Raw genomic sequence first — 15,252 nt, forward strand, 5'->3', positions numbered from 1 at the left:
TCAATGGGTTCTACAATCCGCGACGGCGCCATTCAGCACTGGGATGGAAAAGTCCCGTCGCTTTCGAACGGAAAGTGGCTTAAACGAGCACTTGGGGCGGCACTAAAGCGCGACAGGTCCAACCCGCCTTTCAGGGCCTTGCTGCTCTATAATGAGGCCATCGCTATGCTCCTGATCTACCTCACCGTGATCGAGCACTACTGGGGGGTGTTGCTCGCGCCAACTGCCGCGCTGCACACAGCGGTTGCAGTCTGGATGGCGATAAATCACCGTAAAAACACTTGAATCAACATCTCTCGGCAAAGCAAGGTGCTTTGGTCACACACGCCTGACGAGCTCTCGCTCGAAAAACATTGGCGAGCGAGAGCAAGCCCCGTGGGTTGGAAGGATGCTGTCTTCTCTTTATGGGCGTTACGATCCCACTCAATAATCCAGTCGAAAGGTTCATCTATTCTGGCGCGCATTCCTTATCTATTTTCAATATCGTCATTCGTGACTCAGATAGAGCGTCGTAGTAAATAAAATAGGCGGATTCAGAACCGTGTGAATGGCTGCTTCACCATACTGACACGAGATTCGAACTCTTGCAGCGAATGTCCGCATCCCGCCCATTAAGTCGAAATGTGCATGGTGCAGCATTCGGGCCGCTTCCCCTTTCCATCAATGTCGAGAACGGCCCAAAGGAGACGTCCGTTGGACCTCTCGACGCCGCAGTGCAGCTTGCCAGAAACAGACATTGGCAAGCCACGATGCTAAACAGCACCAACGATTACCAGACTAGCTTCACATGCGCGGCACAACATGCACCGTTTTTACTGATGAATGTGCATCTGGATTTGTTTGCCGGCGCCGCGCCGGTGAAAAAGTGGGGCCGTATCCGAAAAGATTGTATTAATTCATTCGTTTTTTACGCATGGTTGGATAGTTGGGGCGTTTGTGCTTCCTATAGTTTTATCCCATCATCTGATGGGATATGATTGGCCAAAATCAACTGACCATCTGCGTACATCCCTTTTGAAACACAAAAAACTGCGTGAACTACTTGGAGACCATGCGACGGTCAAGGTCTTCCCGCCTATCGGAGCCTTCAGTTTGCCGTGCTTGCCACCCCAGCTAAATGTCCAACCCACTTTGAGCATCTTTTTTACGGCGGCATTTGTTTTGTCACATTTGCAGTACTGCATTACGCCACCTCGCTATAGCGGGCAGCGTAACGCTCTGCCGAAAACCTCATATTCTCGAAGGCTGCAGGGGCGCCCGCATTCAGTATTGGCGGGCTATACTGATATCCATTGCTGAGCGTGTCATCTCCATTTTGGTAAAATCGTCCTAATGGGTCGATCATAATGTAGGATTCAAGCATCTCATGATTATCTTCGATCCGATAGATATCTCTAAATGCGCGGTGCCGTTCAACGAAAGCCTTAAATGCGGCATCACTAACGGCCAGGTTCTGATTGACCACCGGAAGCATTCTGAGGATTTTCCACTTGTTTGGAGTCAATTTCGAAATCAAACTGGTGAAGTTTTCATCAGCATTAAGTGCATTAACGACGGTGTTTATTTTGAGCTTAAGTGATGGATTTTTCTGCATTTCGGATGCGACTGTCTTAGACATGCCAGCTAAGTCAAGCAATTCTCCGCGCCGATCAACCCGACCAATCTGCCGGTTGACCTGATTGTTCGTTGAATCAAGGCTAAGCCCCAGCCAATCCATATATGGCGCAATATCTCCAAGAAGGTCGGCTGAAAGGCGGCTGCCATTGCTAATCAATGATGTGCGAAACCCGACTTCATAAGCAAATCGGACCAAATCAGGTAACTTTTTATCATGAAGCAATGGTTCACCTCCTGCAAAGTTCAATCGCACGCTTGTCCATTGCATTTTGTTGAATAAAGGGTTCGCCGTATTGCCTGGACGAAAAAATGTATAAATTTCGCGAATAAGGTCGAATGACGCAGCCTTGTCTTTCACAACATCACTGGCTCCAAGTTCTTTTGTCCAAGCTGAATAGCAGTATTTGCAGCCATAATTGCAGGCCTCGGTGAGGTGCCAGTTGATGACCAATTCGCGGGTTTTAGAAGACGCGTACATTATACGAAACCCTCACTACCAAATACTTTGTAGCAAAGGCGAAATCCAATTTTCATAGACTTATACTTGCCATCACTTGTTGGTGCAAAAGAACCAGATGAATATGCACCAGCGTAGCGGTGGGCGAACATAATGTCTTGCGGCGGACAGAACCCCCAAGTGTTAATCGCTTGCCCTTTGGGCGCCAGCCATTCGCTGAACCACGGTGAGCGCACCACTTCCAATTTGAAGTTAGAGGTCCCCCATAGTAACGTTTTTTGACTATATCGCAGGGTCCACTTCTTAAACTCACCCTCGGGCATATAATCCGGTCTTCTCCCGATTTCAGGTAGATAGGCTTCGTTTTCTGGATCGTAGAACGTAAAGGGACGGTCGGGGAACTCAGCATGCGAATATGTAAATTCCTCGTTATGCTCAGGCGCAAGACTCTGCAATCCATCGGTCAAATCTACAAACTGCGCGACTTCAAGCAACCTCAAGGGTAACTTTTCTACCCCTCTGCGCCAGGAAGCATATGCAAGTGCATCGTACCATGTGACCGCAGCTGGTAGGTCATCTGGCTCATATTCCGCGCCGGCGAAGTTACCTACATCCTCTAGCCCCTCTCGGTGCCGCGCGTAATCTGGATTTTCTGCCAGAAAGCGATCAAATTTTTTGATCGTAACGAGGTCTGTGAAACATAACCCACCATTTTCACTGGACTTGTAGTGATACCCTTTCCGAGCAGGCGCCTCGTGTCTTTCGAGCTGGTATCGCCCGTGGTCAATCAAATATTCCTTTAGAAAGGCTTCGCCAGTTACGTCAATCCGCATTGATGGTTTAGAAACTGTGCCGAGGCACATAACATTCGCCTTATGTACATCTAGTTCTTTCCACCCATCATATTGAAAATATGACCAAACAGAAAAATCATCACTTCGACTTTTCTTGCTGATGTCTTTATCCCTGAGATAAGGCAAATAGGGATTTCTTGCGAATTTTTGGTGGCGCATATTTTTAAAAAAGAAATCATAACGCCCATCGTCTAAGCGCAAAAATACCAAATTTTTATTGTACGGGATCACTTCTGCCCATCCGCTTTCCGCGCCCTGCAGGAGAATGGATAGAATTTCACCAGCGCGCTTCAAATCTGACCTAGCCGTTTCATCAAGCCGGTAAAGACAGGCAACTGGTTCTTCTTCGGGTGGCTTACAGAGCTGATCGCCTAGAAAATTTGAGAATACGCTGGCATCTGTGAAGTCGCATTTCCCGTCATTCATATGAATTTGATAATTATTAGGTATTCCGGACCTGTCAATTTGAAAAATATGATCCCCCATTGAGGTTTCAACATGCATTTTGGGATGCTTTACGGCCAGATCCAGAAGATCCCAATAATTGAAACCGTCGCCAATAAACATTTTGTCAGGAAGCGGACGGCCAGAGTTAAACAGACGCCCTGAAATTTGCTCCGAAGAAAAGTGGTGAAACTGGTCATTCAAATCCTGTTTCAGAATATCTTGCCGTCTTAGTAGGCGATTTTCCTCAAGGAACGGTGCAATAGAGTCGCGATACTCTTTTTGATAACCAGACCAACCAGCCTTAACACCTAGGGATTTAGCAATGAAATTAAGCGTGGTCGAGTGACCTATCGGTTCAACATCACGGCCCTGTCGCCGCGCGAATTCCGAAGCCTTTTTTAGGCTGTCTGGGTCGATATCTGTAATTTCTGCGAAATGCAGGTTTTTGAAAGGTAGGTAAGATACATGCATGTTTCCGGTTCCTAATAACGCGCAGTCTGCATGCACGAAGGGAAATGGAAAAATTTACCAGTATCTGGCACTGTCTATTTGCAGCTTGCATCTTTTGTTTGTCAGTACAGACTTATTGTCGACAACCGCAGGGAGTGCTTCCCTAACCCTGAGATAACAGCCTCATCGGAATTTGCAATACCCTTATGGGTTTTAATTCAAACACCCTACCCTGTTGTTTAAGCAAGCCCTCGGGGCAATATCTATAGCAAGTTGTCTTGGATAGCGGCTGGTAGCTGCCGAAGCGGCCATTGATGCATGGTCCAGCATTTTTGTTGACAGAAACGTCGGTGTGCGGACAAGGCCGCCATCTACCATGATCAGCGTCAAAGGGCGTTCAGGTCTTGATGGCTGCGGGTAAGACCCCATTCTGTTTTTAAGAAAGGAGGCCGCTCACAGGAGCTGTCAGAGGCCTGCCGACACGCGAGAGATCGAAGCCGCAGGGCCGAAACCGCATTGGTTCGGTTCACGAGAGCCCGTTCCGAAAAACGCGGCAAACCGTCCAAACTGAATGAAGAACTTCAAGCAATGAGGCCAAAAAAGCAGAAAGCGCTGCATCGGAAGCCCCTATTGTCGTCCAGAGCTCTGGTTCTGCAATGCACATATATTGAATGAGGGACCGCAACTCCTCGGCATCGTCTTTCGCCAGCGTACTAAATGCCAGGTTTTCTAGGAACTCTCCAACAAAAACACACCAATCATTAACTTCTGCGTGGGCGCTGGCGGCAAAGAAAAGTGTTCGGTAGGCGTCGGATATTGATATCTGCAAATTTGGATCGTTACGATATCTGCGAACAAGAACCCGGACGTCTTTAGCGAGCTCGCTGCTACGGGTTACCGCAGCAATTTTGGCTAGCCCCGAGAGAACAGCGGTCAGCTCTCTTGTGTTATCCACATTGTGAAGTTGATAGCGCCCCTTTTGAAGCAGTTCAGAGATTTTGGCTGCCAAGTCAGCTTCGACCATGAAAACATTAGCGAGATTCACGGCAGCTATGAAAGAGCTTGTACTAAGCGCTGGTTCGGCCAACTGTTCGTATATTACAGCCAGCATTTCCTCGGGAATATGTTGCGACGGCGGCGTATTCCCCTCTAGAGGGCCAGGAAAATACGGCTTTAGGGGCTCGCATAGAGCCTTTAGGCTATGTTTGTGCTCACTCGTCGGCGATAGAATCTCAAGCAGACGGCCTTCTCCAAGTTTGTCTTTGAACATCTCCCCTGATCTTAAGAGTCGGCCAATAAATTCCTGTTTCAACTGATCCGCATGAATGAGGTCAGGGTGCCAGCGTGGCGCGATGCGCATATCTGCAAGTGACTGTGAATAGAATTGCGGTCCGAACCTCTTCTCAATCCACTTTCGGAACTCAGTTGGATCAACTCCTTCAGCCAGTATTTGCCGCTGGATTAAGGAAGCTTGAGCAAATGAAGCGAGTTCCGGTTTTCGCCTTTCAAGACGAAATGGGCATGGTTCAGAAATTGGGCCAAACTACTCGCTCATCAATGTCGCGAACGGCCCAACGCCGACATTTATGCTTTGCTCTAGGGAGGTCCGCTTTGAGTTCAATGTGACTTCAGATTGCAAAATCGGGGTTGGGCTGGCACAGTGATTTTGACCAACAGCGATCTTAGTCAAGCCGCCAGTTAAAGGATCTCTTCATGCCGTACCCAGAGTTTATTACCGCGTTTCCCAGCATTGATGTGCCTTTCCCCGAGGATGTCGTACAGACAGCCGTTGTGAAATCCGAATCTGGCCTCGTGGCCTTTTTCACTTTCCTCAAGGATATGGAACTTCCCTTACATTCGCATGGGGCGCAATGGGGCACTGTCGTCGAAGGTGAAATCGAATTCACCATCGGTGGAGAGAGCAAGCGTTACGGAGCCGGTGATAGCTATTCTATTCCTGCGGGCGTTGAGCATGGGGCGATGATCAAAGCCGGAACTCGAGTTATCGACGTTTTTGAAGAAGCAGATCGATACGCAATAAAGTACTAACGAACAGCGTTTTTCGGGCAGCAGATATTTGGATTAAACTGTGGTCGCGTTCAAGGATAGAAAGGTCTCCTGTTCGACAGCGAGGCGTAATAAATGTAGGATAAACTTGAATGAAAAGAACAAACTTAGGTGAGAATGGCCCTGAAATTTCACAATTCGGAATAGGGGCCATGTCCTTCGCTGGCATCTATGGTGGCGCGACAATGGAAGAAAGTCACGCCGTTTTAAACACGTGTCGAACTGCTGGGGTGACCCATATAGATACTGCGAATGTCTATGGCAAAGGCCGCTCAGAAGAGATCATAGGGGATTGGTTTGCAAATAACCCAGCCGCGAGAGAAGACGTGGTTCTCGCCACAAAAGCAGGGATTACGGGAGAAGCGACACATCGCTTCAATAACGACTTGGCCTATTTGGAGACTTCTCTGGACGCAAGCCTCCAGCGCCTCGGCGTTGATCATGTCGATTTATTTTATGTCCATCGTTTCGACCGCACGTATAGTCCAGAAGAGGTCGCAGGAACCCTTAAACGCCTTATCGAGAGTGGTAAAACGATGGCCGTTGGACTATCTGAGATTGCGCCAAGCACACTTCGGCGCGCGTCCACTGAATGCCCAATTTCTGCGGTTCAGTCTGAGTATTCGCTGTCAACCCGTGCACCTGAGTTGGGGCTGTCTCAGGCCTGCGCCGAATTAGGGACGACGCTCGTTGCGTTTTCACCTGTTGGTCGCGCGTTCCTCACGGATGCGCCATTTTCCTATGAGCATGCCCAATCCATGGCCTTTACCAAGAACAATCCGCGCTTCATGGAGCCAAATTACAGCGCAAATATCGCTGCAACCAATAAGTTGCGGGCGCTCGCTGATGACATTGGCGAGCCCGCCGCAGCGCTCGCCATCGCTTGGATTATTGCGCAGGGCAAACATGTGTTGCCGATTCCGGGCACCAAAAATACGGCACACCTTGCAGAACTCATTCGCGGTGCCGAGATCGACCTGAGCGCCGAGGACCTCGGGCGCATTGAAGCTGCTCTTCCTGTTGGCTGGGCCCATGGTGATCGATACACATCGGAACAATGGGAGGGGCCAGAAAGATACAGCTGATTGCTCTCGTGCGCTGCTACTCAAGGTCGCATTCTTTGCTTTGTCCACCTGTGCGAAACAGAACGTGGGTCTTTGCATTGATACCGGTCGCGCCTCCATCAAAAACGATTTAAATACGCAGACGGCATGATCAAAATCATATCTACGACAAGGTATCGATGCCATAGCTATCCAATATTAGGAACATGGAGGGGTTGAAATGAAAAAGAGTTTTCGTAGTAAAACGCTGGTCGGACTTGTATTGGCCTTTATCTTAACTGTCGGGTCTATCGTCTTTTTTAACGGGAGTGTTCTCGCACAGATGTCGGAGCACACGCACGGTGCGGACGGCACAGGGCACGACGAGGTAATAATGCCGGGGTTGAGGGGAACAAATGCTTCACCGGAGGAAAGCGCGGAATTGGCGGTCATGTTCCGCAATTTCGAAACTATAAGCCGTGAAGTCACCGTCCTACCAAACGGCATTCGAACGGTTACCCGTTCCTCAGACGAGGATGTCATGGCGGAATTAATTAGCCATGTGACGGGGATGATTAACCGAGTGGAAGAAGGTGACGATCCGGAGATTATCATTCAAAGTCGAACACTCGATATACTATTCGCGCGCGGTGATCGTATCCAAACCGAGATTGAAGTCACCGACACAGGAATTGTAGTGATCCAGACCTCGGACGACACCGAGGTAGTAGAGGCACTGCACGTCCATGCCGCTGAAGTCTCGGATATGGCTGATCGCGGAATGCAGGCCGTCCATGAGATGATGATGCGGAACTAAAGGAACTGAAGCACTACACATTTAAATGTTGTGATGGATAGCTCGCAAAGCTGACCTTAGTTCGGTGCGTAGCGAAAGTTCGATCTCCGCCCTTAGTGACGAATGCTGCGTTTGCATAAAAATTCCGAGACAACTCTTAGTGCAGTTGTCGCGAACGGCCCATTGCCGACCTTAGTGGAAAGCGCTCGACGGTCAGCTTTGATCAGCCAATCTATTCCAAATTCATCTTTATCGGGTCTTCGATGAAAAGTTCATCGATTAGCGCCCCTAATAACTGGGTTCGAGAGTTAACCTTGGCCTTGCGATAAATGGAGTTGTTTTGTGATTTTACAGTGCCTTGAGTGGTATTTCGAAGATCAGCAATTTCGGCAACGGACAAACCTTTTGTTGTAAGTAAGGCTATGTCGCGTTCCGCTTTGCTTAAGCCCCAGCGATCGAATTGCAAGTTCACCATCGCGAAGAATTCTCCTTGCGCTGCGCGAAGGTGGAGCTCGATTTCCGCATTGCGTTTAGCAAGAAGCTTCTGACTACGCCAGATCAGGAATGCGCCAACTAAAAAGCCAATAAAAGTCAATATCTCAATAAGTTCGTGCGCTAGCCAGTTTCGGTAAAAGAGAGAATAACCGGTTATTTCAGCGAAAAGCTCACTTAAAAAGGCTAAGGCCGAGACTACATAGATGAGAATGCCAAACTTTAAGGCGATTTTGGACGGCGCATTCGCTTTCACCTAGAGTCCTCCAGTGCTGCATTGTGATTGTGATCAATCATCGCCGCTGTCGTCGCTGCTGTCATCGCCGCTGTCGTCGCGGCTGTCGTCGCTGCTGTCGTCGCTGCTGTCGTCGCTGCTGTCATCGCCGCTGTCGTCGCTGCTGTCGTCGCTGCTGTCATCGCTGCTGTCGTCGCTGCTGTCATCGCTGCTGTCGTCGCTGCTGTCGTCGCTGCTGTCGTCGCTGCTGTCATCGCTGCTGTCGTCGCTGCTGTCATCGCCGCTGTCGTCGCTGATGTCATCGCTGCTGTCGTCGCTTTTCTCAGAACGGTCACGTTTTATTGTACCGTTTTTACCTAAAATAAGTTCCCGCTCAATTCCTGGCGCAGTGGCTTCGAATCTCAGATCTCCAAAAAATGTCTTGCTAATCTCGACTTTGGTAAAGCCTTCTCTACCCAACATTTTGATGATATCATCTTGACTTTGTTGCGCCATAGCGCTGCTAGCCATCAGAGCAAATGTGATACTCAATGTTGCTTGTCTCAGTTTCATGGATTTTCTCCTAAAGTTAAAAACCTTACCAAGACATAAAGCTATGTGGTGAGTTTGATAATATAACTTTGGTTTGTTTTGACCAGATAGAGCCTAAAGCATACGAGTGCGCCACTTGGTTAAGCTGCCCTTGCAAACCACTCGCACACAAACACCAAAGATGGCAGTCTTGAGATCGAGAGCGCCTTGGTAGCAACTGACGAGGAGATTGGGGAATGCTAGCTATTCGTGCAATTGTTCGAGATTCAAAATCGCATCGTGTCGTCCTGACCTGCTCTCCAAAGCCCCCGCATTTATAAAGAGAGTTTGCAGGTTTGGATTTCATAATCGATGGCTTCGTTTTAGGCCAGCGCGTCATGCGGGGGGCTTTCAGATTGCCCAAGCGTTCGTCGCGCTTGAGCGGGTGTTTGGGTTCCAAGCGATGAAAGTGGTCTGACGTTGTTGTAGTCGTATCCCTAACTATCCCATCATGCGAGTAATTCACACCGCATGATGGAAATGTGTTTCAAGTTTCTGGTTGGTTGAGATTAGTGTTGAGGTTGTTGTTGCCATCCTGAAGCCGCCAAGGTCAATTTAAGGCGGATTGCTGACTTATACCACAGGTGCGAAACAACTTACAGATTACGTTCAGTTCTGCGGACTGTCGCAGGGACCCCTTTCATAGTTGCTATGCTATTACACCAGACACAGTCAATATCGCGTGACGGTTCCGAACATGCCCGCTTCTTTGTGGCCTTCGATTTCGCAGCTCATATCTAGGTCAGCGCCGATTTGAATTGGTACAAAAAACCATTCGACGGTTTGATGCGGGCCGACTTCGACTTCTTCAATTTTGCCCTTGATTTCAGCTACCAGTTCGCCGTCCGGAGATTCGATTTCGATTTTGCGAGTGAAAAACTTTTCGCTCACCTCATGCATGGCCAGCTCGTGCTTGTAATCGTCAACGTTGGTTATAACCAACGCATACGCCTTGCCAGTTTCAAACTCCAAATGGTCAGGCTTGAAATACATATTCCCGTCATCGTCCGTGCCCATCTCCATGGCGATTTTTGCACATCGGCACGCGACAAATCCCCCTCCGCAAAAGCTGAACTTGAGAAAGTCGTAGCCAAGATAATTGCTAGTCCTGATATCGTTTTCATAAGGTTTCCAGTCTTTTCCGAAGGTCTATCCCTCCTCCTGATGCCTAAGCCCCAGGCCTCTGGCACGCCTTGATCTGCACCCGCTTGCAAAAACAAACTGGAGGTGCAGTGTTTTTGCAAGGCAGATTGGATGGAATTTCTGTTGGCATCTCGAAGATGTCAGTTTTTCCCCGCTCAACCGACCTTTGAGCCAACTGCAGCGAAAGTCCGGTTCCCGCCCTTATTGTCAAAATGTGCATGTTGCAGAAATTGACCACATTACTCTCGCCCATGGTTGCCGTGTACGGCCCAAAGCTGACCTTGGCACCTTGCGAAACGAATGGCAGGCCTGAGTCCTAAACGTTTATCGGCGAGATGCTCGTTTAGGAGTTGTTAACTTTATTTTAATATTAACGATCTGCGTAATAGCAGGCTTCTTTTGGTTTAAATGTGGTTTGTTATTCAAACTTTGACATCCGCTGGGGTTGGGCTTGTACATCAAATCAACGGGGTGCCGCAATTGGGAATGACAAAAGGCGACGTATCACTGCGCAACAATATCACGGTGATTGGATCGGGAGAGCACACGCTTCTCATGGCGCATGGCTTCGGTTGCGACCAGACTATGTGGCGTTTTCTAACACCGGAACTCTCTAAACATTTCCGAATAGTTCTGTTTGACTATGCGGGGAACGGAAAATCCGATATATCAGCATTTAATGCAAAGAAATATGGCGCTTTGGAAGGCTACGCCGAAGATGTGACAGATATCTGTGATGCCTTGGATATCAAAAAAGCGACCCTCATCGGTCATTAAGTTAGCTCAATGATCGGATTGATTGCGTCCCTACAGTCTCCGGAATACTTCAAAAACCTTGTTATGGTATGCCCGTCACCGTGTTTCTTGAACCTCCCGCCTGATTATTTTGGAGGATTTGATCGCGCCGACTTGGAAGAACTTATCGACTTAATGGACAAAAATTACATCGGTTGGGCGAACGACCTCGCTCCCCTTGTTATGGGTGCGGACAAGGGGTCGGAATTAGTCGGAGAGCTTTCAGACAGCTTTTGCTCAACAGCCCCTGTCATCGCCAAAACGTTTGCCAAGGCGACGTTCTTTTCGGACCTAAGGCACCTGCTACCTGAAGCGATACACCCAGTTCTTATCCTCCAAAGTAGTGTTGATGCGCTCGCGGGAACTTCAATCGGCGAGTTCGTGAAAAAGGAAATTCCCAAGGCGACACTGAAGGCCATTGCCTGCACATGACTCACCCAAAAGAAGTCGGTCAGAATGTAACGGAATTTCTTAGAGTTTCGACCTGCTGACGGGCCTGACAAGTGTCGAACTGGATGATCTGCCTTTTGGGTGTTTTGTCTCAAACAATCATCGCAGAATCATTTTTCAAATCGGTATATCACCGATGAGTTGGGATGGCCTGTCGAGCAAGTTGTCGGCCAGGCTTCTACCACCATTATGTCGCCTGCTTCTCGGCTTTTCTGCGAGAGCTATGTTTACCCGATGCTTCTCGAAAGTGGCGAATGCCTTGAAATACAACTGACATTCTTAAGCAAGGACGGCGCTCGTCTACCAGTGATTGCAAATGCTAAGACCCGCAAGGATGGAACAATCCATCTGGGGGTTCTTTTTGGCCGTCAACAGAGACAAACTATATAACGAGTTGGTTCAAGCCAGAAGCACGCTGGAGGAGCAATCGATCCGCCTTGCAGAAATGGCCACAGTAGATGAGCTAACCACCCTCATGAATCGTCGGGCTTTCAATCTAGAAATTGAACACCAATTTGCCGCCTGCGAGCGAAGTGGTGATTCATTGTCGTTTTTGATCCTTGATATAGACGACTTCAAAAGGATTAGTGACACCTACAGTCACAGCCACGGCGACAATGTGTTACAAGCCTTGGGTTTATGCCATTCAAAGGCTTGCCGAGAAACAGAAACAGCAGAGCGCTTCGGTGGCGAAGAGTTCATTTTTACGCTAAACGGTACCGACAGCGAGGGAGCATTTTTATTTGCTCAACGCATACACGATCAAATTGCCAATGATGCAAATCTACTGCGTTCCATTACTGTTAGCATTGGGATTGCAACCCGAATTGGGCACTCCGGCCCCTCATATCTTGACTTGTTGAAGCAAGCGGACGCGGCCCTATATCGAGCAAAAACACTCGGAAAAACCGGACTGTCAATGGTGGGAATTTCCCCTCGTCACGATTATACTCGACGGGCGCTGAAAAAGGGAGTTGTTGATCTCATAGTTGGAGGATCACTAAGTAAACCTCTGCAGTTGGGGTAAATGACGGCAAAGCCTCACCGTGGACTTTCGTTCCAAGTCCGGCAAAAGTCCGGTTCTCGCCCTTATGGCAGAAAAGTGCATGGTGCAGAAATTGGACCAAATCACTCACCCATCAATGCCGACCTTGCCGCCTTGCGCGACGAAGCACCACTACGAGCCCATATTCTTAGATGCGGCGGAGTGATTGAACGTTGGCTTTTGTGACCAGAGCCAAGAACCTGAAAAGTCGCATGCCGTATTACGAAGGGTTTTGGTGTAAATTAAGTGGCTTGGATTAGACATCTACAGCCTTCAGAAAAATTAGACGCCAAACCGTCTAATTGCTATTCAAGCTGGAATGCTACAGATTGCTCGAACGAGCTCTCGTAATTGTCGAGACGCCGTTCCAAACATAGAATATTCTTCCAGTTACGTTCAACGTTGAGGTTAAGATAATGGCTGTGATGATCCAGTTTGCTGCGAGTGAGCCATAAATGATTAAGTTGGCATGGGTTTTGCCCACAGTTCTTGCCGTGCTTGCGGTCGAGGTTTCCTTTCGCACAGGGTTGGCAATTCCTATTCCGTTTCTCATCATCGTAGTCTGCGTGGTGATTGCTGGATCGATGGGCGGACAACGTTCTGGGTTGATTTCCGGACTGATTGCGTCCCTTTTTGTCTTTAATTCATACCTCGTTGGATTTGGACCTGCCACTTTGACAGGGAGTTTGCTGCAAGTTGCCCTTGGGTCGGTGTTATTCACGCTTCTGGGCACATTGCTTGGGCGACTACGAGAACAACGCGATACAGGCATACAAGCGCTGCGTGACAGGGAGAAGACCCTTGAAACTTCCCTGAACGAACAGACCGAGGAAAAGAACAAACAGGTCACCATGGTGGCTGAAAGTGAAGCGCGGCTAAAAACAGCGATCCGCATTGCGCGCATCGGCCTCTTTTCTTACGAAAAATCAACTGGAACTTGTACGTTCTGTTCAGAACAATACGCTGCACACTTTGGTTTGATGCCGGACGAATATATCACCAAAACTTCGGGGCACAGCCCAGATCTTAGCCATATACATGCGGATGATCTCCATATTATCGTAAACGCAATCGCTCGATTGAATGACGGTGAAGACCAAGTTTATGAATACCGCGCTCTGCATCCGGATCATGGGATTAGGTATATCTCCGAAATAGTAGAGCCCGTTATTGATGAAAACGGCAAGGTAATCGCAAATACCGGCACAAGTATTGACGTGACCGAGCTGCGCCTGGCCGAAATGCGCCTGCGCCAGTCGCAGCGGATCGAAGCCGTTGGCACTCTAACGGGCGGTGTGGCGCATGATTTCAACAACCTACTTGCCATCATCCTTGGAAATCTGGAGTTGTGCCTTGAAACAGGTCGCAAAGACGATTGGAAAGCCCGAATCGAAACAGCTATTGATGCGACCAATCGTGGCGCGGGCCTGACCAAAAACCTGCTTAGTTTTTCGCGCCGCGCACATCTGCAACCAAAGCGACTTAATCTGAATCACAACGTGCAAAACACGATGTCCTGGTGCGCCCGCGTCTTGCCCAAAACGATAAACATCGAGACGTCGTTGCAGGCCGGACTATGGGATGTTGAAGTTGATGAAACATCTATAGAGACCTCGATTATCAACATCCTCTTGAATGCCCGAGATGCGATGCCTGAAGGCGGTAAGGTGACAATCGAAACCGCAAACATGCGGATTGGCGAAGAATATATGTTAGAGCGGGGTGAGGATATTGAACCGGGTCGTTATGTCATGTTGGCAATTAGCGATACCGGCCACGGCATCCCTGCCGAAAAGCTAGAACATGTTTTTGAGCCTTTCTTCACCGACAAAGGCGTTGGCCGTGGATCTGGCTTAGGGCTTTCGATGGTACACGGTTTTATAAAACAATCCGGAGGTGCTATCCGCATTTATTCAGAAGTTGGTGTCGGGACAACATTCAAACTTTATTTCAAGGCTACGACTCAGGCTTTAGTTCCCCCCAAAAGAGAGCCGCACAAGCAGTTTCATAGTCCCAGCGAGCGAGTTGAAATTCTCCTTGCAGAGGATGAAGAAGAAGTTCTGCTCATTCTGAAACGCATTTTGGTGAATGCGGGTTACTCAGTCACAACCGCAGCCACAGGCGACGAAGCTTTAGAAATTTTCAATACTGACCTTCGATTTGACCTTCTTTTGACAGACATCGTGATGCCAGGGAGCCTTCAAGGTCCTGCATTGGCTAAAGCCATTCGATTGATTGATCCCAATTTACCCTGTATCTTCTTGTCAGGCTATGCCTCTGAGGCGACGGTGCACGGCAACGGGCTTAAGCCGTCTGATATCCGCTTAATGAAACCCGCAAGCCGTCATGAACTGCTCAGTGCGGTGTCCAAAACGCTAAGCTCTGTCAACCAGAGCAATTGACTTGAATTGGGTTTGGGGGAAGCGTCCGTTTTTGACGACCTCCTGAAAGAAATAATTGGCGCAGGCCTCATAAAGGTTCATTTATCCACATAGCAGACCTTCGTGCATTACGCAGCAAAAGTCCGGTTTCCGCACTTAGTTCCAATGCCGCACTTGAAAAATGAGTCCGCTTCCTGCCCATAGCTGCCGTCCCTCAGCCTCGCAGATGCTGCGGCGCAGCTTTCGCATTGCGGCCATTGGTGCATCGCGCATCATTTCAATTCAACTCCTATAGTCTTTCGGCGACCATCGCTTCCGTTGTGATTTTACCACTCCAGCGATTTGGTCGCCATTTTTATCGCCTTACGTCACTTTTTACCTGTGATTGATATTGCAGGTTTCCCGTTCTG

Annotated in this window: 14 protein-coding genes; 8 read left to right on the forward strand and 6 right to left on the reverse strand. The window is 48.7% G+C overall.

Features of this window, described 5'->3' with window-relative positions:
- On the forward strand, positions 1–285 hold a 285-nt coding region (locus tag AB9F29_RS20710), incomplete at its 5' end, for a hypothetical protein (protein WP_369757090.1).
- Positions 286–1,183: 898 nt separating this feature from the next.
- On the opposite strand, the gene AB9F29_RS20715 is transcribed toward AB9F29_RS20710, so the two are convergent.
- From AB9F29_RS20715 to AB9F29_RS20725, 3 genes are all read right to left on the reverse strand, one after another.
- A complete protein-coding gene (locus AB9F29_RS20715) occupies positions 1,184–2,095 on the reverse strand; it encodes a viperin family antiviral radical SAM protein (protein WP_369757091.1) in 912 nt (303 codons plus the stop codon).
- On the reverse strand, positions 2,095–3,846 hold the full coding sequence (locus tag AB9F29_RS20720; RefSeq protein WP_369757092.1) for a hypothetical protein: 1,752 nt from the start codon (positions 3,844–3,846) through the stop codon (positions 2,095–2,097). Before AB9F29_RS20720 ends, AB9F29_RS20715 begins: the two co-directional genes overlap by 1 nt.
- Positions 3,847–4,351: 505 nt before the next feature.
- On the reverse strand, positions 4,352–5,185 hold the full coding sequence (locus AB9F29_RS20725) for a hypothetical protein (protein ID WP_369757093.1): 834 nt from the start codon (positions 5,183–5,185) through the stop codon (positions 4,352–4,354).
- Between the two features lie 353 nt (positions 5,186–5,538).
- On the opposite strand from AB9F29_RS20725, the gene AB9F29_RS20730 reads away from it, so the two are divergent.
- The 3 genes from AB9F29_RS20730 to AB9F29_RS20740 all read left to right on the forward strand — a co-directional run bounded on the left by AB9F29_RS20730 (position 5,539) and on the right by AB9F29_RS20740 (position 7,752).
- Complete coding sequence (locus AB9F29_RS20730) at positions 5,539–5,874, forward strand: cupin domain-containing protein (RefSeq protein ID WP_369757094.1); 336 nt, start codon at positions 5,539–5,541, stop codon at positions 5,872–5,874.
- Positions 5,875–5,984: 110 nt separating this feature from the next.
- Positions 5,985–6,977 carry an aldo/keto reductase gene (locus AB9F29_RS20735; RefSeq protein WP_369757095.1) on the forward strand — a complete coding sequence of 331 codons (993 nt, stop codon included), beginning with the start codon at positions 5,985–5,987 and terminating at the stop codon, positions 6,975–6,977.
- A 199-nt stretch (positions 6,978–7,176) separates the two neighbouring features.
- Positions 7,177–7,752 carry a hypothetical protein gene (locus tag AB9F29_RS20740; RefSeq protein WP_369757096.1) on the forward strand — a complete coding sequence of 192 codons (576 nt, stop codon included), beginning with the start codon at positions 7,177–7,179 and terminating at the stop codon, positions 7,750–7,752.
- A 211-nt stretch (positions 7,753–7,963) separates the two neighbouring features.
- Here AB9F29_RS20740 and AB9F29_RS20745 read toward each other — a convergent pair whose 3' ends face one another.
- From AB9F29_RS20745 to AB9F29_RS20755, 3 genes are all read right to left on the reverse strand, one after another.
- Positions 7,964–8,479, reverse strand: a complete 516-nt coding sequence (locus AB9F29_RS20745) for a helix-turn-helix transcriptional regulator (protein ID WP_335586120.1) — start codon at positions 8,477–8,479, stop codon at positions 7,964–7,966.
- A gap of 33 nt (positions 8,480–8,512) precedes the next feature.
- Positions 8,513–9,010 (reverse strand): hypothetical protein, encoded by a 498-nt coding sequence (locus AB9F29_RS20750; RefSeq protein WP_369757097.1) that lies wholly within the window; start codon positions 9,008–9,010, stop codon positions 8,513–8,515.
- Between the two features lie 690 nt (positions 9,011–9,700).
- Complete coding sequence (locus tag AB9F29_RS20755) at positions 9,701–10,045, reverse strand: hypothetical protein (RefSeq protein ID WP_369757098.1); 345 nt, start codon at positions 10,043–10,045, stop codon at positions 9,701–9,703.
- A 534-nt stretch (positions 10,046–10,579) separates the two neighbouring features.
- Between AB9F29_RS20755 and AB9F29_RS20760 the strand changes: the two genes are divergently transcribed.
- The 4 genes from AB9F29_RS20760 to AB9F29_RS20775 all read left to right on the forward strand — a co-directional run bounded on the left by AB9F29_RS20760 (position 10,580) and on the right by AB9F29_RS20775 (position 14,863).
- Positions 10,580–10,948: an alpha/beta fold hydrolase gene (locus AB9F29_RS20760; protein ID WP_369757099.1), complete on the forward strand. Its 369-nt coding sequence runs from the start codon at positions 10,580–10,582 to the stop codon at positions 10,946–10,948.
- A 9-nt stretch (positions 10,949–10,957) separates the two neighbouring features.
- A complete protein-coding gene (locus AB9F29_RS20765) occupies positions 10,958–11,398 on the forward strand; it encodes a hypothetical protein (protein WP_369757100.1) in 441 nt (146 codons plus the stop codon).
- A gap of 352 nt (positions 11,399–11,750) precedes the next feature.
- Entirely contained in the window at positions 11,751–12,443 is a 693-nt protein-coding gene (locus AB9F29_RS20770; protein WP_369757101.1) for a GGDEF domain-containing protein, read from the forward strand.
- 473 nt (positions 12,444–12,916) lie between these two features.
- The gene (locus tag AB9F29_RS20775; RefSeq protein WP_369757102.1) at positions 12,917–14,863 is read left to right on the forward strand and encodes an ATP-binding protein; all 1,947 of its coding nucleotides are present in this window, start codon (positions 12,917–12,919) and stop codon (positions 14,861–14,863) included.
- Positions 14,864–15,252 lie beyond the last annotated feature (389 nt).

The sequence above is a fragment of the Falsihalocynthiibacter sp. S25ZX9 genome, from assembly GCF_041205405.1.
GTDB lineage: Bacteria > Pseudomonadota > Alphaproteobacteria > Rhodobacterales > Rhodobacteraceae > Falsihalocynthiibacter > Falsihalocynthiibacter arcticus.

Coding starts and splice junctions, on each gene's coding strand:
- AB9F29_RS20715 (WP_369757091.1), bottom strand. CDS start 2,095: ATGTACGCGTCTTCTAAAACCCGCGAATTGGTCATCAACTGGCACCTC.
- AB9F29_RS20720 (WP_369757092.1), bottom strand. CDS start 3,846: ATGCATGTATCTTACCTACCTTTCAAAAACCTGCATTTCGCAGAAATT.
- AB9F29_RS20725 (WP_369757093.1), bottom strand. CDS start 5,185: ATGCGCATCGCGCCACGCTGGCACCCTGACCTCATTCATGCGGATCAG.
- AB9F29_RS20730 (WP_369757094.1), top strand. CDS start 5,539: ATGCCGTACCCAGAGTTTATTACCGCGTTTCCCAGCATTGATGTGCCT.
- AB9F29_RS20735 (WP_369757095.1), top strand. CDS start 5,985: ATGAAAAGAACAAACTTAGGTGAGAATGGCCCTGAAATTTCACAATTC.
- AB9F29_RS20740 (WP_369757096.1), top strand. CDS start 7,177: ATGAAAAAGAGTTTTCGTAGTAAAACGCTGGTCGGACTTGTATTGGCC.
- AB9F29_RS20750 (WP_369757097.1), bottom strand. CDS start 9,010: ATGAAACTGAGACAAGCAACATTGAGTATCACATTTGCTCTGATGGCT.
- AB9F29_RS20755 (WP_369757098.1), bottom strand. CDS start 10,045: ATGGGCACGGACGATGACGGGAATATGTATTTCAAGCCTGACCATTTG.
- AB9F29_RS20760 (WP_369757099.1), top strand. CDS start 10,580: ATGTGGTTTGTTATTCAAACTTTGACATCCGCTGGGGTTGGGCTTGTA.
- AB9F29_RS20765 (WP_369757100.1), top strand. CDS start 10,958: ATGATCGGATTGATTGCGTCCCTACAGTCTCCGGAATACTTCAAAAAC.
- AB9F29_RS20770 (WP_369757101.1), top strand. CDS start 11,751: ATGGAACAATCCATCTGGGGGTTCTTTTTGGCCGTCAACAGAGACAAA.
- AB9F29_RS20775 (WP_369757102.1), top strand. CDS start 12,917: ATGATTAAGTTGGCATGGGTTTTGCCCACAGTTCTTGCCGTGCTTGCG.